Annotated in this window: 24 protein-coding genes; 4 read left to right on the top strand and 20 right to left on the bottom strand. The window is 56.8% G+C overall.

Features of this window, described 5'->3' with window-relative positions; translation table 11 throughout:
- Positions 1–33: 33 nt before the first annotated feature.
- Positions 34–450 (bottom strand): helix-turn-helix domain-containing protein, encoded by a 417-nt coding sequence (locus tag CPA59_RS09470; RefSeq protein WP_197724543.1) that lies wholly within the window; start codon positions 448–450, stop codon positions 34–36.
- 183 nt (positions 451–633) lie between these two features.
- Between CPA59_RS09470 and CPA59_RS09465 the strand changes: the two genes are divergently transcribed.
- A complete protein-coding gene (locus CPA59_RS09465; RefSeq protein WP_198677302.1) occupies positions 634–1,059 on the top strand; it encodes a hypothetical protein in 426 nt (141 codons plus the stop codon).
- A 101-nt stretch (positions 1,060–1,160) separates the two neighbouring features.
- On the opposite strand, the gene CPA59_RS09460 is transcribed toward CPA59_RS09465, so the two are convergent.
- From CPA59_RS09460 to CPA59_RS09440, 5 genes are all read right to left on the bottom strand, one after another.
- Positions 1,161–2,168: an ABC transporter ATP-binding protein gene (locus CPA59_RS09460; protein WP_107759162.1), complete on the bottom strand. Its 1,008-nt coding sequence runs from the start codon at positions 2,166–2,168 to the stop codon at positions 1,161–1,163.
- Positions 2,158–3,180 (bottom strand): ABC transporter ATP-binding protein, encoded by a 1,023-nt coding sequence (locus CPA59_RS09455; RefSeq protein ID WP_255412292.1) that lies wholly within the window; start codon positions 3,178–3,180, stop codon positions 2,158–2,160. Before CPA59_RS09455 ends, CPA59_RS09460 begins: the two co-directional genes overlap by 11 nt.
- A gap of 7 nt (positions 3,181–3,187) precedes the next feature.
- Positions 3,188–4,033: an ABC transporter permease gene (locus tag CPA59_RS09450; RefSeq protein ID WP_107759161.1), complete on the bottom strand. Its 846-nt coding sequence runs from the start codon at positions 4,031–4,033 to the stop codon at positions 3,188–3,190.
- 5 nt (positions 4,034–4,038) lie between these two features.
- Positions 4,039–4,992: an ABC transporter permease gene (locus tag CPA59_RS09445; protein ID WP_038918772.1), complete on the bottom strand. Its 954-nt coding sequence runs from the start codon at positions 4,990–4,992 to the stop codon at positions 4,039–4,041.
- 74 nt (positions 4,993–5,066) lie between these two features.
- The gene (locus CPA59_RS09440) at positions 5,067–6,626 is read right to left on the bottom strand and encodes an ABC transporter substrate-binding protein (RefSeq protein WP_107759160.1); all 1,560 of its coding nucleotides are present in this window, start codon (positions 6,624–6,626) and stop codon (positions 5,067–5,069) included.
- A gap of 509 nt (positions 6,627–7,135) precedes the next feature.
- Between CPA59_RS09440 and CPA59_RS09435 the strand changes: the two genes are divergently transcribed.
- Positions 7,136–7,669, top strand: a complete 534-nt coding sequence (locus CPA59_RS09435) for a hypothetical protein (RefSeq protein ID WP_038918768.1) — start codon at positions 7,136–7,138, stop codon at positions 7,667–7,669.
- Positions 7,670–7,798: 129 nt separating this feature from the next.
- Here the strand turns inward: CPA59_RS09435 and CPA59_RS09430 are convergent, their stop codons facing one another.
- On the bottom strand, positions 7,799–8,140 hold the full coding sequence (locus tag CPA59_RS09430; protein ID WP_038659628.1) for a GlpM family protein: 342 nt from the start codon (positions 8,138–8,140) through the stop codon (positions 7,799–7,801).
- A gap of 285 nt (positions 8,141–8,425) precedes the next feature.
- Here CPA59_RS09430 and pemB point away from each other — a divergent pair, with 285 nt between their 5' ends.
- Together pemB and CPA59_RS09420 are read left to right on the top strand one after the other, a co-directional pair.
- Positions 8,426–9,727: a pectinesterase PemB gene (pemB, locus tag CPA59_RS09425; protein ID WP_107759159.1), complete on the top strand. Its 1,302-nt coding sequence runs from the start codon at positions 8,426–8,428 to the stop codon at positions 9,725–9,727.
- A 51-nt stretch (positions 9,728–9,778) separates the two neighbouring features.
- Complete coding sequence (locus CPA59_RS09420) at positions 9,779–10,813, top strand: hypothetical protein (protein ID WP_159077934.1); 1,035 nt, start codon at positions 9,779–9,781, stop codon at positions 10,811–10,813.
- Positions 10,814–10,884: 71 nt separating this feature from the next.
- On the opposite strand, the gene CPA59_RS09415 is transcribed toward CPA59_RS09420, so the two are convergent.
- The 13 genes from CPA59_RS09415 to CPA59_RS09355 form a co-directional block, all read right to left on the bottom strand.
- The gene (locus tag CPA59_RS09415) at positions 10,885–12,165 is read right to left on the bottom strand and encodes an HlyD family secretion protein (RefSeq protein WP_107759158.1); all 1,281 of its coding nucleotides are present in this window, start codon (positions 12,163–12,165) and stop codon (positions 10,885–10,887) included.
- Positions 12,155–13,600: a TolC family protein gene (locus CPA59_RS09410; protein WP_049854354.1), complete on the bottom strand. Its 1,446-nt coding sequence runs from the start codon at positions 13,598–13,600 to the stop codon at positions 12,155–12,157. Before CPA59_RS09410 ends, CPA59_RS09415 begins: the two co-directional genes overlap by 11 nt.
- Positions 13,590–14,852: an ABC transporter permease gene (locus CPA59_RS09405; RefSeq protein ID WP_255412291.1), complete on the bottom strand. Its 1,263-nt coding sequence runs from the start codon at positions 14,850–14,852 to the stop codon at positions 13,590–13,592. The genes CPA59_RS09410 and CPA59_RS09405 overlap by 11 nt, the downstream gene beginning before the upstream one ends.
- Positions 14,782–15,438 (bottom strand): ABC transporter ATP-binding protein, encoded by a 657-nt coding sequence (locus CPA59_RS09400; RefSeq protein WP_049854352.1) that lies wholly within the window; start codon positions 15,436–15,438, stop codon positions 14,782–14,784. The genes CPA59_RS09405 and CPA59_RS09400 overlap by 71 nt, the downstream gene beginning before the upstream one ends.
- Before the next feature lie 75 nt (positions 15,439–15,513).
- Positions 15,514–15,888, bottom strand: coding sequence for a hypothetical protein (locus tag CPA59_RS09395; RefSeq protein WP_049854351.1), 375 nt, complete (start codon positions 15,886–15,888; stop codon positions 15,514–15,516).
- Positions 15,889–16,298: 410 nt separating this feature from the next.
- Positions 16,299–16,691 (bottom strand): hypothetical protein, encoded by a 393-nt coding sequence (locus CPA59_RS09390; RefSeq protein ID WP_049854350.1) that lies wholly within the window; start codon positions 16,689–16,691, stop codon positions 16,299–16,301.
- A gap of 385 nt (positions 16,692–17,076) precedes the next feature.
- Positions 17,077–17,565 carry an Hsp20 family protein gene (locus CPA59_RS09385; RefSeq protein ID WP_049854349.1) on the bottom strand — a complete coding sequence of 163 codons (489 nt, stop codon included), beginning with the start codon at positions 17,563–17,565 and terminating at the stop codon, positions 17,077–17,079.
- Between the two features lie 167 nt (positions 17,566–17,732).
- A complete protein-coding gene (locus CPA59_RS09380) occupies positions 17,733–19,037 on the bottom strand; it encodes a cytosine permease (RefSeq protein WP_038918758.1) in 1,305 nt (434 codons plus the stop codon).
- Between the two features lie 213 nt (positions 19,038–19,250).
- The gene (locus CPA59_RS09375; RefSeq protein WP_100849390.1) at positions 19,251–20,273 is read right to left on the bottom strand and encodes a biotin-dependent carboxyltransferase family protein; all 1,023 of its coding nucleotides are present in this window, start codon (positions 20,271–20,273) and stop codon (positions 19,251–19,253) included.
- Positions 20,263–21,144 carry an allophanate hydrolase subunit 1 gene (locus CPA59_RS09370; protein WP_107759155.1) on the bottom strand — a complete coding sequence of 294 codons (882 nt, stop codon included), beginning with the start codon at positions 21,142–21,144 and terminating at the stop codon, positions 20,263–20,265. The genes CPA59_RS09375 and CPA59_RS09370 overlap by 11 nt, the downstream gene beginning before the upstream one ends.
- Before the next feature lies 1 nt (position 21,145).
- A complete protein-coding gene (locus CPA59_RS09365; RefSeq protein WP_107759154.1) occupies positions 21,146–22,531 on the bottom strand; it encodes an acetyl-CoA carboxylase biotin carboxylase subunit in 1,386 nt (461 codons plus the stop codon).
- Between the two features lie 57 nt (positions 22,532–22,588).
- Positions 22,589–22,837, bottom strand: coding sequence for an acetyl-CoA carboxylase (locus tag CPA59_RS09360; RefSeq protein WP_038918755.1), 249 nt, complete (start codon positions 22,835–22,837; stop codon positions 22,589–22,591).
- 29 nt (positions 22,838–22,866) lie between these two features.
- Positions 22,867–23,649, bottom strand: a complete 783-nt coding sequence (locus tag CPA59_RS09355; protein WP_038918754.1) for a 5-oxoprolinase subunit PxpA — start codon at positions 23,647–23,649, stop codon at positions 22,867–22,869.
- Between the last annotated feature and the right edge of the window lie 70 nt (positions 23,650–23,719).

The raw sequence follows: 23,719 nt of genomic DNA, 5'->3' as shown, positions 1-23,719 counted from the left end.
ACGCCCTCGCCTGACGGCACCGTTAGCGTCGTATTACTCCTCCGCGCCAGACATCGTTTGCTGGCGCGTATCCCATTGCGCCTGCGCGGCCAGCACCGCATCAATGTTCTTTTCGGCCCAGTGCGCCAGCGTAGCGACCGTTTCCGTCAGCGTATCGCCCAGCGGGGTCAACGCATACTCGACCGTGACCGGCACCGTATTGAACACCTGACGCGAAATCAGCCCATCCCGCTCCAGCTTACGCAACGTCTGGGTCAACATCTTTTGCGTAATCCCTTTGATGCCGCGCTTCAGCGCATTAAACCGAACAGGTGTGTGCGTTTGTTCCAGCCGTGCCAGCACCAGCAATGCCCATTTGTCCGCCAATCGCTCCAGCACCATACGGGTAGGACAACGATCCTCATAAATATCATAGACATATTTCACTTCTTCCTGCTCTGTCGCCGCCATATAGGTACCCCCGAGTAAACTAAGTCTCACGCGGGTGCGTTCTTCCGCCCCACCTGAATAAGGTTTATAAACATACTTAGTCTATCTCAGAAACCTGATTAACGGCGAGAACACGGGCAAACGCCCTTCTGCACCGATTCAAGCATCGTCGTGATTTTTCACCTGTAAAATGAAGGATATGTAATGACATTCAACGCATTATCGAAAAAATTCGCCGGCAAGATGCTGCTGCTGGCAGCCCTGACTGGCGTCAGCCTGACCACGATGGCCGCGTCTCAAGATCCGCATGCCGTTGCGGTGGCTAGCGATGCAGAATTTGTCGCGGTAGGTAAATCCTACAATGTCGATTTTGGCGACCAGAAGTTCCGTCTGGATTTCACCTCAGCCAAAGAGATGGTTTTCACCTCTCCGGATGGTAAGAATACGGCAAAAGTGGATATTACCGTCACGCCGATCGGCCATGACGTCTATATGATTTACTGGTCGCGCCGGGCCGGGCAACATGTTGTCCATGTAGATGATTTCCGCAACGGCATCGCCTATACCAATATCTTCCTGCCAGACGGTTCGGCTTCCCGCCGCAAAGGCACGCTGGTCGAAATTAAATAATCCAGACAGATAACGGCCGGGCGACGCATGTTCTGCCGTGCCCGGCATACCGCAATCTCTTTGCCTGATGCCGCCGCGAGTTTATCACTACCTTTAACCGGTTATTTTAAGTCACCATTACCGATGGCTTGCCCCTCCGGTTCCGGCACGCCATGCCAGCATGCCACCCGATGCCCTGCGGCAATGTCGCGTAACGGCGGCGCAGCGGCGCGGCACTGTTCGCTCGCCTGAAGGCAACGGGCATAAAACGGGCAACCGGCCGCCGCCGACCCGCCTGACTCGGCGACAATCGGCTCATCCGGCGTAACCGCGCGCGGATCCGGTATCGGGATTGATGCCAGCAGCATACGGGTGTAGGGATGTGTCGGATGCAGATACAACTGTTCTGCGGGCGCTTCCTCGACCAGCCGCCCTTGATACATCACCCCAATCCGGTCCGAAATATGGCGCACCATCGACAGGTCATGGGCAATAAACAGATACGTCAGCCCCCGCTCCTGCTGTAAGTCCTGCAACAGATTAACCACCTGCGCCTGCACCGACACATCCAGCGCCGACAGCGGTTCATCGCACACCACGAATTGCGGATTCACCGACAACGCCCGGGCAATACAAATACGTTGTCGTTGCCCGCCGCTGAACTCGTGGGGAAAACGATGCAGGTGTTCCGCCTTCAACCCCACCCGATTCAGCAATTCCAGTGTGCGCGCCTGTCGCTCATACCGCGCATAGCCGTGAATTCGCATCGGCTCGGCGATCAGTTGCGCCACCGTCATCCCCGGATTGAGTGAGGAATACGGGTCCTGAAAAATGGCCTGCACGCGCCGGCGAAACGGCTTTAACGCCGATTCCGGCAACGCGCTGATAAGCTCGCCGTCAAAATGGATCTCCCCGGCGGTAATCTCGACCAGCCGCAGCAGGCTACGTCCGAGGGTCGATTTGCCGCAGCCCGACTCGCCCACCAGCCCGTAGGTTTCGCCCGGCCAAATGTCAAAACTGACGCCATCCAGCGCCCGCACCGGTTGACCTTGTTTGCGCCAGCCCCGCCGCACGGCGTAGTGCTTTTTGAGTTCACGGATACGCAGCAGCGGTTGTCGGTTACTCTGCATGTCGCGCCTCCGTGGAATCCGCCAGCCAGCACTGCACCCAGTGATGATCGCCACACTGTCGCCGGTCCGGCTGCTGCTGGTCGCACACCGCCATACGCTGCGGACAACGCGCGGCAAACGGGCAACCGGTCGGCGGATGCAACAACCCCGGTGGAGCGCCCTCAATCGGCGACAGCCGCCGGCGCACGTCGTCATGCCGCGGCAACGACGCCAGCAATCCCCGGGTGTAAGGGTGTGCCGGTCGGTAGAAAATATCTTCCACGTCCCCCTCTTCCATCACCAGACCGCCATACATCACCACCACCCGAGAACAAAGCTGCGCGACCACGCCTAAATCGTGGGTAATCAGCATGATGGCGGCGCCGGTTTGCCGTTGCAGCTGTTTAAGCAAGCGAAGAATCTGCGCCTGAATAGTGACATCCAGCGCGGTGGTGGGTTCATCGGCAATCAGCAGCGCCGGGTGGCAGGACAGCGCGATGGCGATCATCACCCGCTGGCGCATACCGCCGCTGAATTCGTGCGGATACTGATCGTAGCGCTGCTCGGCATCAGCGATGCCCACCTGTTGCAGCATGGCGATCGCCCGCAGCCTGGCGGTTTTCTTATCGAGCCGCTGATTGCGCATCAGGATGTCGCGCATCTGCCGTCCAACCGTCAGCACCGGGTTAAGCGCCGTCATGGAGTCCTGAAAAATCATGGCGATATCGTTGCCCCGCAGTCGCCGTAGCGCCCCGGGGCTATAACCGGCCAGGTCGTCGCCGCGAAAGCGGATCTGCCCGCCGACGATACGGCCGTTGCCGCCCAGCAGTTGAATCACCGATTTGCAGGTGACGCTTTTTCCGCAGCCGGATTCGCCGACGATACCGACGATTTCACCCGCTTTGACGCTGAAACTGACGCCGCGCACCGCCTGCACTTCCCCATCGCGGGTGAAAAAGGAGGTACGCAGATTGTCAATCGACAACAGATCTTCACTCGGTGGCTCTTTATTCGACAAGAATGCGTTACCCATTAATGCCTCACTCATCGCGTTGCGCCCCCGGCTCAAAAGCGGTGCGGAACACATCGCCCAGCACGTTGAAACTGAGCACCGTCAGTAGGATCAACATGCCGGGGAACAGCGCCAGCCAGGTGGCGTCGCCAATATAGGCCTGCGCATTGTTGAGCATGCTGCCCCAGGAGGCGTTGGGCTGTTGCACGCCCAGCCCGAGAAAGCTGAGCGTGGATTCCATCAGGATCGCCGAGGCGATATTCAGCGTCGCCGCCACCATAATGGTCGGCAGAATATTGGGGATAATATGACGCAGGATGATACGCCACGCCCGTTCGCCGGATGCGCGCGCGTACAGCACATATTCCCGCTCTTTCAGCGACAGGGTTTCCGCCCGCACCAGCCGCGACAGGTTCATCCAGGTCAGCGCGCTGATGATCAAAATGATGTTGGCGACCCCCGGTTTAAGATAGGCATTCAGCACCAGCAGCAAAAAGAAGGCAGGGATCGACATCAGCATATCCACCGCCCGCATCAGCACCGTATCCAGACGGCCGCCGACGTAGCCGCTGACGGTCCCCACCAGCGTGCCGATCAGGGTGGAAAACGTCATCGCCAGCACGCCGACCATCAGTGAAATCTGCCCGCCATAGAGCGCGCGGGTAAAATAATCCCGACCGTATTCGTCGGTGCCGAACCAGTGCGCGCTATCCGGCGGCAGCATCCGCGCCTGAATCGCCATGGCGTTCGGGTCCCACGGGCTGAGCCACACCAGCGCCGACGTGACGCCAAACACCGCCAGAATCGCCAGCGCCAGCTGTGCCGGTCGGTTGCGGCGCAACTGTTGTTTTGCCTGTTGCCATCGTCTTCCCATCGGCCCTACCTCATCGCCTTGATGCGCGGATCGGCCACGCGGTACAGCACGTCCGCCAGCAGATTGCCGATCACCAGCATCAATGCCGACAGCATCACTATCGCCATGATTAACGGGTAATCCAATGACGTGATGGACTGAATACCCAGCAATCCCATACCCGGCCAGGAAAACACGCTCTCCGTCACGTAGGCGCCCACCACCAGCTCGGAAAACGACAGGCCGAACAGGGTGATAACCGGCAACATCACGTTTTTCAGCACGTGCCGAAACAGGATGTGAGCACGCGTCGCGCCGTACGCCAGCTGCGTTTGCACGTAGTCGGCGGAGAGCTGGGTGATGGTGTGAGAGCGGATGTAACGCACATAGTGCGACAGGTTGTAAAAGGTCAACGCGATGCACGGCAGCACGCCGTGTCGCGCCACATCGAGCCAGGAATCCGCCGCTCCGATGGTGCGCATTCCCATGCTCGGCAGCCAGTTAAGCTGGACCGAAAAAATGATGATCAACAGGATGCCGAACCAGAAAATCGGCACCGAAATACCGATATAGGCAAACAGATTGAGCAGATGATCCAGCCAGCGGTGGCGAAACGCGCCCGCCAGCAGCCCCAGCGGTATGGCGATCGCCACCGCCAGCAGCAGCGACGCGCCCATCAGGCCCAGCGTCGCCGGCAGCCGCTCGACGATCAGGGTCAGCACCGGGCGGTGGGAAATCAGCGAATAGCCCAGATCGCCCTGCACCACGTTTTTCAGCCACAGCAGGTACTGTATCGCCAGCGGCCGGTCTAATCCGAGACTATGACGCACCCGCTCGATGTCATCCTGGCTCATACGCGGCGTGATATACGCCTGCACCGGGTCGCCCGGCGCCAGCTTCACCAGCAAAAACGACACCAGTGAAATAAAAAATAGCATCGGCAGCAGTTGCACAAGCCGACGCGCCACTATGTTATCCATGAACTGTGTTATCCATGAGCCTTCCGCACGGGTTGCCGACGGCCGCCCGCCACGCTGCGAGCGGCCGGGGGGGATTATTTCTGATAGATTTTCGACAAATCCTGGAACAGGTAGACCGGTTTCGGTTCCGCCTCCTGCGTGCCGCCAAAGCGTTTGTCTACCGCCACCACCGCGTTGGTGTAGGCGATGGGGTACCAGACCATCTCGCTCGCCACCATCTGCTGGATATTCTGGTAGATCGCCGCACGCCGCGCCGTATCGGTTTCAATCGCGCCTTTGTCCCACAGCGCGTCAAACGCCGGGTTCTTGTAGTGGGCGTAGTTGTAATCCTCGTTACTCATAAACAGCGACTTGTAGCCGTCCGGCTCGGCGCCCATGATGTAACCGCCCAGACTCAGCTCATAAGCGGTGTTGTTCTTGTCGCGCCCTTTTTGCGACATGGCGTTGGCGTCCAGCGGCAGCAACTCCACATCAATGCCGATATCTTTGAGTTTCTGCTGGATATACAGCCCCATGCTCTCCTGAGTCTTATTGGCGTTGATATACGCCAGACGCAGCTTCAGCCCTTGTGGCTGACCTGACTCGCCGAACAAGGCTTTGGCCTTATCGAGGTTGTAGGGGTATGCTTCGACATCCCCGGTCTGGTAGAGCGTATCCGGCGTCAGGATCGAATTGGCGGGTTTGGCATAATCCAGCGAGGTAAAGGCGGTCTGCACCAGTTCATCCTTGTTGATGGCATAGGCGATCGCCTGACGCAGCGCCTTGTTCTTCATACTGTCGACGTTCTGATTGAACACCATGTAAGCCAGACGGCCTTCCGGATAAATAATGAAGTCAAAGCGACCGGTGGCCTTGAGCTGCCTGACATCCTGCGGGTCGATCAGCTTAAGATTGATTTCGCCGTTCTGCATCGCCAGCCTGGCGGCGTTGGCATCTCTGGCGAAGCGATACGTCACCGCCTCCAGCTTCGGCTTGCCGTTCCAGTAATCATCAAAGCGGCTCAGCGCATAGTACTGACCGGAGCGGTATTCGCCGAATTTGAACGGGCCGGAACCGACCGGCGCATCGTTTTTGGCGCTCTTCGACAAATCCGCTTCTGTGGCAAAAATATGCTGAGGGATGGGGTAAATCTGCACCAGCGAACCGACAAAAGCGGCGCTGACCTGCGGTAACGTGAATTTCACCGTCAGATCGTCCACCTTGCTGACCGCCACCGGCTGATTGTTATACACAAACATACTGCGGAAAAAGCTATGTTGCTGCTCATCCAGCAGCTTATTGAAAGTGAACACCACATCATCGGCCGTGATCGGCTGCCCATCCTGCCACTTAAGGCCGGGTTTTAGTTTTAGCGTATAGGACAGGTTGTCGGCTGATGGCGTCAGGCTTTGCGCCAACCCCCACTCCACCTTGCCGTCGTTATAACTGTACAGCGGCGAATACAGCGCCTGCATAATAGTCAGTGTGGTTCGGTCGCTGGCATACAGCGGATTCATCACCAGCGGGTCGCCGCTGGTGATGCCGATGATCAGATTGCCGCCCGCGCTGGCTGTCGTCTCCGCCGCGGCCTGGCCGCCGACGCCCAGCGACAGCATGATAGCCGCCGCCCATGCTGAAAATGCCAATTTACGCATTGTGTTTTACTTCCCCTGGAATGATAAAAATCCGAATATTGCACCGGGGGGCAGGCTTACCAAAGCGCGTAAATCGCATAAGGTTAGCGAAAAAAAAGCTAATCAAACCTCGTCATCGCCATCCGATTTACGCCGAATCCGCTAATGCGCGGTTCAGGGGTTATCACCGCCATTGCGCTGGCGGTCGTATCCGCCGGGAAAACCCGCTAGAGTAAGTGGATAAACCGGATATAACGCGGGAAAAAGAATGCGGTTCGATGACTGGTTATGGCGTAAAAAGCTGATTGTCCTACTGATTATAGTGATCGTGATTGAACTGGTACTGCTGCTGGTTCCCTGGGATCGTTTCTAAGCTTCCGAGCGGCATTTAGCCATAGCAAATAAATCGTTCTGAGAATCCGACAGTCGACGTAAGATAGACAAATTATTACCGCCAAGCCCATACGGTTCCTGTCCCCCGTCAGGCGCAAGGCCCACTCCCATAGCAACATACAATCACGAGGGATCTCATGAACAGGCCACATACCCCCTTGCTGGCGCTTGCCCTGTCGCTGCTGTCGCTGACGGTATCCGCCGCCGATGGCTACAAAAACCTGAAATTCGGCGCCTCCGCCGCCGCCATTCGGCAGCAGGCCAACTGTTCACTGCGCGGCCCGGAAATGATTATGGGGCAGACGGTGTATATCTGCCCGGACTTTAGCTTCGCCGACAAAAAAACGCAGGCGATCTTCAGTTTCAACAATGACAAGTTCAACCGTCTGGCTATTTCGATAACGCTGGCCGACGTGCCCAGCGTAGTGGAAGGGCTGAAGAGCAAATACGGCATGACGGCGCCGTTATCCGCCAGCGACGTCAATACCTTCATGAACACGCCTAACTCGCGGGTAACCGCCAGATTCGACAAAAACAACATCACGCTAGTGTTCGACAACGGCATCGACAGCCAGAAGAACATCTACCTGGTATACAACGCCGAAAACAGCGTCAGCGCCGGCCCGACCGCCGCACCGGCGACCAAGGGCATCACCAAGGACGACCTGTAACATCGCACGTCCGGCGCTCGCTGCGTCGGGCGTTTTTCCCGCCAGCGACGCGCCGTTAACGCCTATCCGATGCTATCCGGCACAGTAACGCCTATCCTGCATAGTAAGACCTATCCTGCGTAGTAAGACCTATCCTGCGTAATAACTGCTCCAGACTTTCACCAGTACCGCCGCCGACAGGCTCCAGCACGCCACCGCCAGTGCCAGCGCCGGCGGCAGACGCATCACGCCGGTAAAGTAATAGAGCGAAATCAAGTACACCAGATAAGGGATCACCGCCCAGATGCCAAACAGAATGGTGGCGCGCAGCGCTTCCATGCCGCGCTCCGCCCCCACGATGTAATGCGCTATCAGCGCAAACGTTGGGAACAGCGGCACCAGCCCGGCAATATAATAATTACGGGTTTTGGCCAGCAGGCCGATCAGTACGACTACGATAGCGCCCAGCGCCGCTTTTATCAGTAATGCCATGTTTTATGATGTTCAGTTATCGGTTTGCCATCCGGCGCGTCTGTCACGTCCGCCCTTTCCGTCGTCAATCTCCGACGGAACGCTCTTATATCTAACAGAAACGCCGCTAAAAATCAGAATTGCGCCCTATTTCGTCGCGGCTGTCCGCAGACAAAAATGAAACGCAGGTTTATTTTTCAGAAATTATGATCCCGCTTCGCGTTTTTTCGTACCGGGTTGAGTAGGCTGCCACAGCCTAACGTTCATGAATACAACAACATGACCTCAACCTGAAAGGAGTATGCTGTGAGTCTGACACACTATTCCGGGCTGGCCGCCGCGGTGTCCATGTCACTGATCCTGGCCGCCTGCGCCAGCCAGACGCCGAATCCGGCGCGTTTCCAGCCGGTGTTTCCCGGTACTGCCAGCCGTCCGGTGCTGTCGGCGCAAGAAGCCGGGCGTTTTACCCCGCAACACTATTTCGCCCACGGCGGCGAATACGCCAGACCGGTGGCGGATGGCTGGACGCCAACGCCGATTGACACCTCTCGCATCACTGCCGCCTATGTGGTCGGCCCCCGCGCCGGCGTGGCGGGCGTCACCCATACCAGCATCCAGCAGGCGGTGAACGCGGCGCTACGCCAGCATCCGGGCAAAGAACGTGTGTACATCAAACTGCTGCCGGGCACCTACACCGGCACGGTATACATCCCGGAAGGCGCGCCGCCGTTAACGCTGTTCGGCGCCGGCAATCAACCAGATCAGGTCGTGGTTTCGCTGGCGCTGGATTCAATGATGTCGCCGGCCGATTATCGCGCCCGCGTCAATCCGCACAACCAGTATCAACCGACGGACCCGGCCTGGTATATGTACGACGCCTGCGCCTCAAAGGCGGGCGCGACCATCAACACCACCTGCTCGGCGGTAATGTGGTCGCAGAGCGACGGTTTTCAGTTGAAAAACCTGACGGTGGTCAACGCGCTGCTGGACACAGTTGACAACGGCACCCATCAGGCCGTCGCGCTGCGTACCGACGGCGATCGGGTGCAGTTGGAAAATGTCCGCCTGCTCAGCCGTCAGGACACCTTTTTCGTCAATACCAGCGACCGCAAAAACAGCTACGTCACCGACCATTACAGCCGCGCCTACATCAAGGACAGCTACATCGAAGGGGATGTCGATTACGTGTTCGGCCGCGCCACCGCCGTGTTTGACGGAGTGCGTTTCCATACCGTGTCCAGCCGTGGTTCGAAAGAAGCCTATGTGTTCGCGCCGGACAGTATTCCGTCGGTGAAATACGGCTTTTTGGTGATCAACAGCCAGTTGACCGGGGACAGCGGCTATCGCGGCGCGCTGAAAGCCAAACTGGGCCGCGCCTGGGATCAGGGGGCGAAACAGACCGGTTACTTGCCGGGCAAAACCGCCAACGGCCAGTTGGTGATCCGCGACAGCACCATTGATAGCAGCTACGACCTCGCCAACCCGTGGGGCGCAGCGGCCACCACCGACCGGCCGTTCAAGGGCAATATCAGCCCGCAGCGGGATCTGGACGACATCCATTTCAACCGGCTGTGGGAATACAACACCCAGGTGCTGCTGCACGAGTAATGCCGGTATACCGTCTTGTGACGCTGTTGGCAAACAACCATGTTTTCCTGAGTGCACCCCATTAGTTGGATAATCGTCCAACAACGAGGTGCACTTATATTTATTGGCAAAAATCACACCAGAAATCAGGCTGGCCGCGTACCGGAATATCTTCGCGCTTTCGCCAGTAAAAAGGATCTTGGTAAAGTCTATGGCGTTGGGGAAACGGCTATTGCACGATGGCTCAGATTCTGGCGTCATCTGGCCTATTTTCTCAGAGCAGAAAAAGTATCGGCATCATTATCAACGCGCTGGCTGAACGGCTCCACGCCATCAGGGGGTAAGAATGATGACTATCGCCACCCTGTTGGGAGAAACAGCATGTTAATCAACCAGGAATTTTTCGAAATACAGCTGCATTTCGCAGCTTACGTGGCATCAGCGAAAGGTATACCACTCAGTAACGCCATCATGGATTACACAAATATTTATATCCGGCTGGGATTGGGGCGGGATTTTGATACGGATAATCCGGACTGGATGAAATATGTCAGCGGCTTGCAAACCGATACGATCAGGAATGCAGAACATACCTTAACAGTCTGGCAGTCAAGGCCTGAAATATTGCCCCCGGATATAGTCGCGAATTCAGGTTGTTTCTCATACGCATATGAGCCCGGAAATACAGTCAGAATTCACTTTGAAAATCGTCAGAACGAAAGTGAATCACCGCTGGACGATAGCCAGTACCAAATAAGACACGAAGAGTTGCGTAAACTTTTCCGTCTGGTACGTGATACTCACCCTGAAGCTGAAAATGTCTGTGGGCTGTCATGGTTATACAATATCAATGCTTACAGGCGGTTATTCCCTCCGCAATATATCTCATCATCCAAACCCGTTACTGACCGCTACCGGAATATGCCGCTTTGGGGACAGTTTCTGAATCGCCACGGAAAACTCAGAACTGAACAGGTGGCGTTATTTTATGAAAAACTCAACCACTGCCCCCCAGTGAGTGAGCTTTCATCATGTTTTCCCCTGCTGCCTCTTGCCGTTAAATTCCATATTTCAGCGTTTTACAGGTTCTACGGTATACCGTGTTAAATCCTCATGGTGACTACGCTTTCCTGCCGTTTAGTCAGCCTCGGCCCATTAATACGGTCGGGCCGATACACTCAGTTCGCGACGGGGTGGCAACAGTCCCACTTTCTGACCTCGCCGGGCTCCAGCCCTGTTACCAGAATGCCCTGCGGCAACGGCCCGACGACGTCAATTTGCCGTACTTCTTCGGGCGCCTGGGGCGTGCGACGATAATAGACCTCGGTCTTCCCCTGTTCATTCTGGCCGACCTCATCCGGCAACAGAACCATGCCATTAGGGTCGGAAAAGGTGGTGATTTTCAGCAGCGCGGACATGCCGAACCGCGGCACAGCCTGCCCGGCGCGGCAGCAGTCGAGATCGAAGACAACATCATAGGTGGCGCCCGGCTGCCCTTCGATATAGTTGGCCTGTGGGCTGACCGCCCGTAACCTGCCGGCCAGCAACTGGCCCGGCAGCGCTTCGCTGGTGAGGACCGCCGGCATGCCCGGCCGCAGGTGTTCGATGTCGGCTTCGTCCGCTTTGGTCCGTGCTTCAAAGCGCGTTACGCTCGCCAGAATGAATAGCGCTTCCCCCGCGCTGACCCGCTGCCCTAAGCGGGGAAAGGCGACCTTCTCCTTGTCGCCGTTTTGTATGCGCACCGCATAGCCGTCGCTGGGAGCATACACCTCGCTGCGGGCCTGCTGATCGCGGATTTGCTGTAATTTCTGTTCGGCGTTATTCAGTTCCAGTTCGGCCATCGCCTGATTCTCCTCGTTTCCCGGCACCTGAGCGGCCGTCAGCGCCTGACGCGCCGCCTGCAACTCCAGCCGCCGGCTGGCCACCTGCTGAAGCAGGCTGTCGCGCTCCGAACGTGCGATGATCCCCTGCTGATACAGCGGCTCCGCCGCACTCAACTGGCTGGACGCGTCTCGTTCGCTCATTTCCGCCATGAGTAATGCCCGCCGGGCCGACATGACTTCACTGCTGTTTTCCCAATAGCGTAGATTCCGCAGCGACTGGCGTGCCTTGAGAAACTGCGCCTGCGCATCGCGATACGCGAGTTGCAACGGCGTGGTATCCAGCGTCAGCAAGGCATCGCCTTTATGCACCTGCTGCCCTTCCTGAACGTTCAACTGGCTGATGTCACTCTCAAAAGGGGCGTTTATCAGATACTGCTGCGCCGCCTGCACGTGCGCCAGCAGCGTAATGTGGTTCTCCACCGGCGACGGCGCGACGGCGCGCCAGTTGGTTTCGGCCGCCGCCTCCTTTGCAGGCGGCCGGAATAAAAGCACCGCCGCAACCAGCGTTACCGTCACCCCGCCGAACAAGACCAGCCGCCGCCAGCGAACACCACCGTTCAGAACATTACCGATCATGCTGTTGTATTCCCCAGTGATCAAGGGTGGCGCCCAGCACGCGATCCAGCTCAGCACGTGTGTTGAGATAGGCGATCTGCGCGGACACGCGCGCGTTTTGCGCCGCACGCAGACTGCCCTGATAACTCAGCACCTGAAAGTTTGATGAACGTCCTGCCAGCAGTTTGGCCTGCTCCGCCTGCAGCGTTTTTTCCGACAGCCGCGTCAGGCGGTCGGCAATCAGAAACTGCTGCCAGTTGCTGTTAAGCGCGTTGACCTGCTGCGTGACCGTTTCCTCCAGTTGCTGACGCACGTCCGCCATCTGTAATAGCTGAATTTTCCCCGCCACCCAGGCGCGCTGTTCTTCCTGACGGGCTTGCAGGTCGTTCAACGGGATAGAGACGTTCAGGCCGACATAGCGCTGCCAGCGGCTATCATTCTGAATATCCGCCGCCCGGGTGTTGACCCGCCCGGCCCCGGCGACCAGATCCACCCCCCACAGGCGCTGGTTTTTCGCCTGCATCAGGTAGATTTGCTGTTTATCCGCCGTGAGCTGCTGAATCAGATAGTCAGGTTGATTTTTCATCGCCATCGCTATCGCCTGCGGCGTTTTCAGGGCGATCGGGCGTATTTCGATGCGATCGCTGGCGCTCAGTTGGGTGCGGGTATCGATGCCCAATAAGCCGCACAGCGCCAGACGGCGCTCGGTCAGGGCATTTTCTTGCTGTTCCAGACTTAACTGCTGCGAGGAGATATCGGTATCGCTCTGCAGTCTGTCGAGTGCGGCCTGTCTGCCGCTGGCGATCAACGCCAGCATCACGTCGCGCTGCGCGCCGGCGCGTTGCAGAGATTCTTGCGCCAGCCTCACCCCTTGCTGCGCTTCCAGCAATCCGTAGTAAGCCTGGATAATCCGGGTAATGGTATCGGCGATCTGCTTTTGCTGATTCAGGTGACCAATGCGCTCATCAAGCCGGGCCAGACGCACCGGCGCGGTATTAAATTCGACGCCGGCGCCTTTTAGCAACGGCTGCACGACAGTGATCGTGTTGCCCCGGCTTCGGGTGCTTCCGGACGAGGTCAAGCCGGAATAGTCCTCGTTCCAGTCCGCCTCAAGCTGCGTCCCCAATGGCGTCAGCAGGCTGGTGGACAGGCCGGAATGGCTTTCCTGTCCGGGCAATTGCTCGCCCATATTGCGGCGATACTCACTGTTCAACACCAGATGCGGCCGGAAACCGTCTTCGGCAACCACCAGATCAAACTTATCCATCAGCCGGGTTAGCGCGACGCTTTTTAGCGTGTTGCTGTTGCGTACGCCCAGCGCGACCGCATCGGCCAGCGTGAGCGGCACCGTTTCGCGCGCTAACGGCGATTCGGCCATCGGGACATTCGCCGCCGACAGCCAGGGCGACATCAGTAACGATAAAAAAGCGACGGCATGTGACGATTTAATGTTCACGCAACGCCTCCGCAGGGGATAAACGGGCAGCCGTGAGAGAAGGCTTCAGACCAAAAAATACCGCCAGCATCAACGCACTGCCGATAGCCAGCGGAAACACCCACGGGTCGGCCATCAGCGGCCAGTCGACGTAACGGGTATAACCCCAGGCAAGCAGCGCACCCGCCACGCTGCCCAGCACTGCGCCGGGCAGCGAAAGCAGCGCCGCTTCCAGCAAAAACAAGACGCCGATATCCAGCGAACGAGCGCCGATGGCCTGGCGCAGGCCGATTTCATGCCGCCGCGTCGACACGCTCATCACCATGACATTCATTACGCCAATGCCTCCCATCAGCAGCGCGACGGCGGCCAGCGCAGCCAGCAGGTAGCGGAAGGTCGCATTCTGCTTCGCCATGCTGTCGATAAGCTGCTGTTGAATCTGAATCTGGATCGTCCGCGTCGGCAGCATCTGCTCAAGCCAGGGGCGGATTGCATTGACAACCGGCGTCAGGAGCGCGGTCGACGTCACCTGGATGTACAGCAGGTCCGTACTCGCAAAAGGAGAAATCCGCGTGATCGTCTCTATCGGCACCAGCGCCACATGGTCGATAGTCTGACCGCCAATCGACACCGTCGCCGGTTTCAGGATACCGATAACATCGAAGGCGTAACGGCCGAGCTGAAGCGCGTGCGTCGATGAGGCACCCGCCAGACGAGACGCCAGCTCCGCGCTGACAATGCTATAGGTGCTGCGGCCGTCGTAACGGGAAAACGCCCGCCCCCGCGTCAGCGTCAGCCCCAGCAACGGCATCAGATCAGGCGTAGAGCCGATCACCACCAACGGGATGCCGTCGTCATCATTCTTTTGCGGCAGCCTGATATTCCAGCGAGCCAGCGGGACGACGCGCCGAATGCCGCGATGGACGCGGGCCAGCGCGGAAAAATCCAGATTAACCGGCAGCGGCACTGCCGACTGCGACGAGTTGTCCTCCTTTACGCCGATTTCAACCACGATGATATCGCCGCCCAGATTGTCAAACGCGCTCAACGCCATCTGCTGGGCGCTTTTGCCCAGCAGCAACAGCGCCACCACCAGCGCACTGCCAACGCCGATGCCCAGCATCGCCAGCGACGCGCGCTGATGGAACGCGATCAGATTGCGGCAGGCTTCAAGCCACTGTTGCATAACATTCATGGCGTGTTCACTCCCCGACCAGCGTACCGTCATGCATGCGGCAACGCCGCTGCAGCCGCTGCGCCAATCGTTCGTCATGGGTCACCATGACGATGGTTAACGCCCGCTGGCGGTTGATGTCCAGCAACAGGTTGAGGATTTCCTGCGCGGTTTCAGCATCCAGATTGCCGGTCGGTTCATCAGCCAGCAACACGGCCGGCTCGCCCACCAGCGCCCGGGCCAATGCGACCCGCTGGCGCTGCCCGCCGGACAGGGTTGCCGGGCGTTGCAGACGATACGAATACATGCCCAATTCGCCCAGAACCCCGGCGGCGCGGCGGCGGGCCTGCACAACCGGGACATTCCGATACAATAGCGGCAACGCCACGTTATCCAGCACGTTATGGCTGGTCAGCAAATGAAAATGCTGGAACACAAACCCCAGTTTTTGATTACGCAACCGGGCCCGCAAACTGGCGGAACACTGCCGGATATCCTCGCCATCCAGGTGATAGCTGCCCTGCTGTAGCGGCTCCAGCAGCCCCAGCACATTGAGCAACGTACTTTTGCCGCTGCCGGAGCGGCCGAGAATAGCGCAGGTTTCTCCGTGCCGGATATGTAATGAAAGCGCACGCAAGATCACCGTGTCACCATAACGGTGGTGCAAATTTTCGATCCGAATCACAGGTATCTGTTTCCCGTCCCCACCCCCACGAAAAGCAGTGAGCGACAACTGCCGGGGAATACAGTGAATAAACCATCACGACACATCGTTCGTGGTTATCACGTCAAATTGATAATAAAAATGTTTATCTTTTTTCCTGTGTTCGCTGCCAGCACATTGCTGTACCGTGTCATTTTTCGAACTGTTATAAAAAACGACATGGAGTTTTATCGGCCGGGGAACGGTGGTAGTCGCGGCGATAGTGCCCTCGTAAGTATCGTTTGGAATGTAATACGTTGACTTATTATCGCTAAAATCTTTATTATCCATCCTGGAAATAGCGACGCAATACCCACTTATATTTCCTAAGTGCGTATTTTTAGAAAAAACTTCTTTATTTTCTGCCACGACCGCCCCCGATGACATGAGAAGCAAGGCTATCGCACAATAAAATTTTTCAGCATACTTCATAATTCACCTCTGATGTTGTTAAAGTGATTCTCTAAAGAACCATGACAAAGCACATCATTTTAATTCCTTTTATCAGACATCAGATTTATAAAAATCAATATAAAGTATTACGGGACAGGATTTTGGTCCAACACCATGCAAACCAGGCCCATATAAATATGCAACTTGTTATTCTTAACAGGTTGATAATCCAGCCTATAAATATCCATACAATCACCAGTGTATTTGTACACAGTAAGTCAAGTGATTATAAGTATTAGCAACCTCTGCCATGCCTGAATCATGGTTACCTTAGCCCGTGCCATAGTTATTACTTCAAAAAATAAAAGTTGTAAAAACCGCCAAAAACACAACCAACCGCTACGCAAGCACCCGGTGTCATTTTGATTTTTCGGCATTATCAATGCCTGTTAGTACTGTACAGTACTCGTTATTGCTACCATAGGGCGATCTAACTTCAGGTGTTTTTTCCCTTTCATATAGAAATCCCCCCTACAAGGGTTATTGCCAATCTTGCCATCTTTACTGTCAGGCACATAAAAATCAACATCGACATAAACAGGGTGTTTTCCCATCACGGTCTCACCACTATCATCTTTAATATAAATGCGCGGTAAACTTTCACCGCCCTTGAAATCACCACTGAGATTACCACCGTCTTTACGGTGAACAACAGCACAATAACCACTTTCGTTAATCACATAAGTATTGCCATCATATAGATTTTCGTCTTTAGCCTCAGCCACACCTGAAAAAATGAGAATCGACATCACACACAAAACCCCACCATATACATATTTCATAAGAGCACCCTTCTAAGTATTCTAAGTAAGTTAAGATTAATAAACCCTCACAAAGCGCCATATCCTAGAATCAGAATTTTCACCTGTGAGTTTTAATACACATTTATTACCTGTTACTGACTTAATGATTTCTACTGATATCGCACAGCCATACAACTCTGATAATAAGAGCTTATCCGACCTCACCCATATCGGTATCAGAATACTCCCAACCATTACCCCAGAGAAACTATCACCATAAAACCAAAGAAAATAAACATTTATATACAACGACGGACAACCTGCAACGATTCCGGCAATATTAGGCAAACACTCTTAAATATTACTTATAAAAAAGCCCCGATAAAAATCGGGGCGAAGAAATCACAAGAAGGAATAATAAAAATTAATGTTCATGTTCCAGTGCCTGAACCCCCGCCTGGTTACGGTTTTCAATGGCAATTTTTTTCGGCTTTTCATTTTCCGGAATATCCTGCTTTAACGTGACGGTCAGCAGGCCATTTTCCAGATGCGCGCTTTCTACATTAACATGCTCCGGCAATGAATAACTGATGCTGAAATCAGTGTGGCTAATGCCGCGATAGAGCCAGCCCTCCTGCTCCTGCTGTGCTTCCGGCATCGCTTCCTTGTGTTTCCCACTGATGGTGAGCTGACCGCCATGCGTGCTGATCTCCAGTTCCTCTTCACGCCAGCCGGGCACGCTAACCGTGATGCCGTAGTGCGTATCGTCAAGCCGGCGGATGTCGTAGGATGGCGCCGCAGTGAGCGGCGTATCGCCGGTCAATTGGCTGAACAACCGATCGATGCGGTTGAAGCGGTCAGAGAACAGCGAGTCGGTGATTGCCGGAAATAAAGACATGGGTTTGAATGCCATGGTTAACCTCCTGAATATATCGTTACACACATTCAAAAGTGCAAACCGCAAGGCAACGACAGTGTCTTGCTTTCACCTTTTCATATAGATCCGCGCACGATTTTTTCAAGGCCAATGGCTGAAAAATGTGCGCGCAAGCGGCGAGCGGGCATCCCTGCCCTGCGCTTTCAGGCGCTACGCTTGTGCGGCAACAACCCGTACAGCGCCAGCGCGACGGCAAAGGTCACCGGCGCGGAAAACGACTGCAACACGGCGCTGCCGTGCATCAATGCCACCCCGGCTATCACGCTCAGCAGCCAGGCGCCAAGGCCGGTCGGATTAAACGCGCGCACTGGCGCTGCGGTGGGTTGTGCACGGTGAAAGGCGATATGCGCCAGCGCCACGCCGACCCACGCCACCACAAACACCCCCTGGTAGGCCAGCGCCTGCAAAATATAGGCGAACACATCCGCCAGCATCAGGACATAGACCGCCGCTCCTACCACGCAGGCCCAGACAATCTTGCGATAGCGCAGCCGCAGCAGGCGATCAAAAAACACCTGCATGTTGACGGTAGCCAGATAATAGTTGGCGGTATTGATGCGCGTCTGAGTCACCCACACGAACAACAGTCCCCAGAATCCCAGCAGATTGAGGATATTCACCACCACCGCGGTTTCACTGACGCCATTCTGCTGGGCAAAACTGCTGACCAGATAGATGCCGACCACCCCGTTCAACAGAAACGTGATCAGATAGAACGGCATACCGAAATTGATGCGCGCGTGGTACCGGCTGTCTTCCTGACGGCCAAACCGGGCGTAATCGAAGGTGTACATCATCAAAATCCACACCCCCATGTAGTAAGTGAAGCAGTTCCACCAGCCATAGGCGGGCGGCGATGCCGGGCCGAATGACAACCATTGCGGCTGATAGCCATAATGCTGAATAGACACCGCCACCGTCAGCGCCAGCCCAAGCAGATAAAACGGCAGCAGCACGCCGTTGAACTTGTCCAGCCAGTGCTGCACGCTGCCGAAAATCAGCGGCACGCTGTAGAGCACCACCAGCAGCGCGGCCCAGTGGTAATCCAGCGACGGGAACAGGTGATTGATGGCGAACGCAATCACCGAACCTTCAAACACCGCGTAATAAATGGCGGTGGAGAAAAAGATCAGCGTCGCCAGCGCCGACCCCGCCTGGCCGAACAGCTGGCCGGAAAATGCCGCCACCGACAGGCCGCTGCGAATAGCGAAGCGGCTAATGGCTGCGTTGATCAAACCGTAGCACACGACGGACAGCACCATACCGATAATGGCATTGCGCGCACCGTAATTCAGCGCCAGCGACGCCCCTACCACAATATAGAAAATCGCGCTGCACACCGCCCACCAGGCCATGGTCAGCGATAGTTTTCCCATACGCTCCGTTGCGGACACCGTATCGGCAGGCGATGCCGCCGCTGCCCCCTGAACATCAGATACCTCAGCCATCGCAACCCCTCCACAGACCCGTATTTAATGACATGCCGCCAGCGTCATACGGCATGCCGGCATGCGTTATGGCCGAACCCACCCGCCGCCGCGGCAAAAGCCGCACGGTCGTTCAGGTAGTTCGGTATGCAGACGAGGTCCCGCCGCCGTTGCCGTTCCTGGTGTTGGCGCAGGGAAAAATCGGCGGGACCGTCTGAAATCAGTGCGTTAACGTCAGTTCGTTAATAACAGCGTCAGCCGTTCAAGACGGCGACGATAGTGTTGCCGGGCAGCCAGCGCCTCCTCCAGCGATACAGGCGCAAAACGAACGCCATAGTGGGGTTGTAGTTGCCCGATGATGTCCAGATCGCTGCTTATCACCGTCCCCAGCGTCATGTAACCACCGCCGGACACCGCATCGCGCAACAGAATGATCGGCTCCAGACCACCCGGCACCTGCACCGAGCCGATGGGGTAACAGGCATCGACGATATTGGACGGATCCGAGCCGGCGCCAAACGGCGGCGTACGCGGTTCAAACGCCAGCGGCGCCCCGCCCTTGAGCCGGTAGCCGATGCGGTCGGCTTCGGTGCCGACCCGCCAGTCATCGGCAAAAAACTGTTCTACCGCCGCCGGGGTCAGGCGGTGAATGTATAACCCGGTCACCATACGCAGCGTCACGCGCTTGTCGAGCGGCTGGAGACAGTCGGCCGGCACGGTCACATCCGGCGCCGTTTTACGGTACGGCGTCCCTACCGGCAGCACATCATTGGCGGCCAGTCGACGCCCCTGATAACCGCCCAGCGCGCCGAGCGCATAGGTCGAACGGCTGTCCAGCACCTCCGGCACCGCGATGCCGCCCGCCACCGCCAGATAGGCGCGGCACCCGGCCGTCGTCGGCGCAAACCGCAGTACCTGACCGGCACGCACCGCAAACGAGGTATCCATCGGCATCGCCATACCGTCCAGCAGCGGCGGCATCCGCGCCCCGCACACCGCCACCAGCGCATCGCCCTCAAACTGCAGTTCCGGCCCCAGCAACGTCATTTCCAGCACAGCCGCCTGCGCCGGATTGCCCACCAGCAAATTCGCCAGCCGCAACGAATACTGATCCAGCCCGCCGGACGGCGGAATACCGAGGTGGTAATAGCCTTCGCGACCGCCATCTTGTATTGAGGTCGCCAGCCCCGGCCGGATGACATTGATCCGTACATTCGATATCTGCACACTTGATATCTGCGCGCTACTACCCTGCATACAGTACCCCCTGAAGATAGTGTTGATAGCCGGCCGGGTCAGCGAGGAACTTATCCAGTTCAAACGTTACCGGGCGAATGCGCAGGCTGAAGCGACCGGCTTCAACCGCCTGTACGTCCTGTTCATACCGTGCCAGATCGATCGGTTTGAACTGCACGATGTCGCCCGCGCGGAAAAACACCATCGACGATTGCAGATAGTCCAGGCGCTGTTCCGGGTCGTAAATCGGCGCCGGAGTGACGCCAAACAGCTGGTAGCCGCCCGCCCCCCGCACCGAGTAGATACAGCCGAAACAGCCGCCGTGCCCCAGCGACAGTTTGGGGGTATCGGTACGCGGTCGCAGGTATTTCGGCACCTGAAGCTGCTGCGCCTGCTCCACCATCTGAAACATGAACGGCAATCCCGCCACGAATCCCACCATCGACACGAACCACGGCGTGCCGCTGTGCGCCGCAATAAACGCCGCCACATCCTGATAGCCGTTGATGCGCGCGGCATATTCCAGATCGGTAGCCGCCGGATCCTGATGGCGATCGCGAAACCGCATCAGGGTTTCGTGGGTCCAGGGGTCGTTGTACAGCACCGGAATTTCGATGATGCGCGTGTCGAGCACCGTCATCGTCTGCGCCTGCTGTTCAGTGCTCTGCACCCTCTCCAGCAGCGCCTGCAGCGCGATGACATCCGGATTGAAACGCACCTGAAAGGACGCATTAGCCAGGCAAATATCCAGCACCCCGGGCAGCGCCTGCTGCTCCAGCGCGCGGGTCATCGCCAGTCCGCGGAAAAACGCGCCCAGCGACATTGCTTGGTCAATCTCGGCAAACAGGTGCTCATCGCCGCCGAAGGTGTAGCGTATTGCAGGAAACGTCATCTCAGGCCTCCTTCGACAGCGACAGTGATTCGGCTTCTCGCGCTTGCAGCCAGCTTTCCAACGAGGTGGTATCAAAGTGCCCGGCGCGCAGACGGGTATCCGTCAGTAGCCATTGATGCAATGACTGCGTGGTGGTGATGCCGCCGATCCGCAACTGATTCAGCGCCTGCTCGGCACGGGCCAGCGTCTGCTGGCGCGTCGGTCCGGATACCACCAGCTTGGCCAGCAGAGAGTCGTAATACGGCGGGACGCGGTAACCGCTAAACAGATGGCTGTCGATGCGAATGCCGGGGCCTTGCGGCCAGGTCAGCGAGCCCACCACGCCGGGACAGGGGAAGAAATTACGCGCCGGATCTTCAGCGTTGATGCGCATTTCACAGGCATGACCATGCAGCTCGATCGTCTCCTGACGCAGACTGAGCGGTTCGCCGCCGGCGATACGCAACATCCACTGCACCAAATCGACACCGGTAACCCGCTCCGTTACCGGGTGTTCAACCTGAATGCGGGTGTTCATTTCGATGAAATAGAACTGTTCCCGCTCGGTATCGAACAGATATTCCAGCGTACCGGCGCTGCGGTAGCGTAACTGTTGCGCCAGTTGCAGGGCGCTGCCACACAACGCCTCGCGCTGCGTCGGCGTCAGCGCCGGCGACGGCGCTTCTTCAAACACTTTCTGGCGACGACGTTGCAACGAACATTCGCGCTCATACAGATGCACCGCCCGCTCGCCGTCGCCCAGAATTTGTACTTCGATATGACGAGCATGGCGAATAAACAACTCCAGGTAGACATCGCCGCATCCGAACGCGGCTCTCGCTTCGCTCTGGGCAATCGGAAACTCGCGTTTCAGGTCATCCTCATGATTGACGACCCGGATACCGCGCCCGCCGCCGCCGGCCGCCGCCTTGATGAGCAACGGATAGCCGATCTCTGTGGCGGCCTGTAACGCCGCCTCCAGCGACGACAACACCCCCGAACCGGGCACAACCGGCACCCCCGCCGCCTGCGCGGTGTGCCGCGCCACGGCCTTGTCGCCCATCATGCGAATGGTTTCCGCCGTCGGGCCGACAAACACCAGCCCGGCCTGCTCCACCGTGTCGGCGAAGGCGGCATTCTCAGACAGAAAACCGTATCCCGGATGTATCGCATCCGCCCCGCTGTCGCTGGCCGCCTGCAACAACGCGGCCTGATTCAGGTAACTCTGGTCGGCGCGCGCCGGCCCCAGCAGCACCTTTTCATCCGCCAGACGCACGGGCAGCGAATCGACATCGGCCTCGCTACAGGCGGCCACCGTGGCAATCCCCAGACTGCGGGCGGCATGAATAATGCGAACGGCAATTTCCCCCCGGTTGGCGATAAGCAATTTTTTGATCGGCTGACGCATTATGCAGCCCTCCTGATGACGTAATGTAATAATGAAGATATAGGGTAGGTTTTACCGTTATTCATCGATTTTTATGATGGCTATTACCTGCCCCGGCTCCAGCGCATCACCGCTATTCACACAGAAAGACACCAATTCGCCAGCCTGCTCCGCATAAATTTCACTGAACTGTTTCATCACCTCGACCAGGCCAATAACGCTATTCGCGGTAACCGGGGTATTTTCTTCAATAAACGCGGGAGCATCCGGTGCGGGCTGACGATAAAAAATACCCGGTAAAGGAGAACAAACCTCATATGTTTTCATTAGCCTCAATCCTTATAATTATTTATCAATTACCGATTATTAAAACTATTCTGCAATGGCGAACGCACGCGAATATTGGCATTATTCAATGCGTCCCGGGTCGCTTTAATTAATGTCAGCGCGCCGGGCGTATCGCTATGAATACAAATCGAATCAAACTCGACGTGAATGTCTTCGCCGTCAACCGTCGTCACTTTGCCTTCCACACAGGCGCGCACCACTTTCGCCGCCACCCGCGCCGGGTCCAGCTCGCCAACCCGGCGGGTAAATACGATAGAGCCGCTGGCGTCGTATTCCCTGTCGCCATAAAACTCACAAATAACAGGGTGTTGCAGTTTTCTTGCTTCCTGCCAGACCCATGACCCGTGCAGACAAAACAGCCGTAATTCAGGGTCCAACCGATGCAGCGTTTCCACAAACAGCTGCGCGGACGGCTGATCGCGCGCCAGATGCATATACAGCGCCCCGTGCGGTTTAACGTGCTGCAACGGTAATTGATACAGCCGGGTAAATTCACGCAATGCCCCGAGCTGATATAGAATGTCATTCACCACTTCCTGCGGCTGACTGTGAATATGCCGCCGGCCAAAACCGACTAAATCGCGAAATCCGGGATGCGCGCCGACCGCGACGCCATAATCGCTGGCCCACTCAATGGTCTGCCGCATGGTCGAAGGATCGCCGGCGTGAAATCCGGCGGCAATATTGGCAGAACTTATATAAGACATAATCTGCCGGTCAACGTCATCGCCTATTTTCCATGGACCAAAGTTTTCGCCCATATCGGAATTCAGATCGATTTCATATTTCATAATTATTTCTTATTTGTGATGGTTTTGTTTAAAAATAATATAGAACCACTATTTTCTATTCGGAAAGACG

This window comes from Dickeya sp. Secpp 1600 (assembly GCF_003049805.1).
Taxonomy (GTDB): domain Bacteria; phylum Pseudomonadota; class Gammaproteobacteria; order Enterobacterales; family Enterobacteriaceae; genus Dickeya; species Dickeya fangzhongdai.
This window is presented reverse-complemented; position numbering and strand designations above follow the sequence as displayed.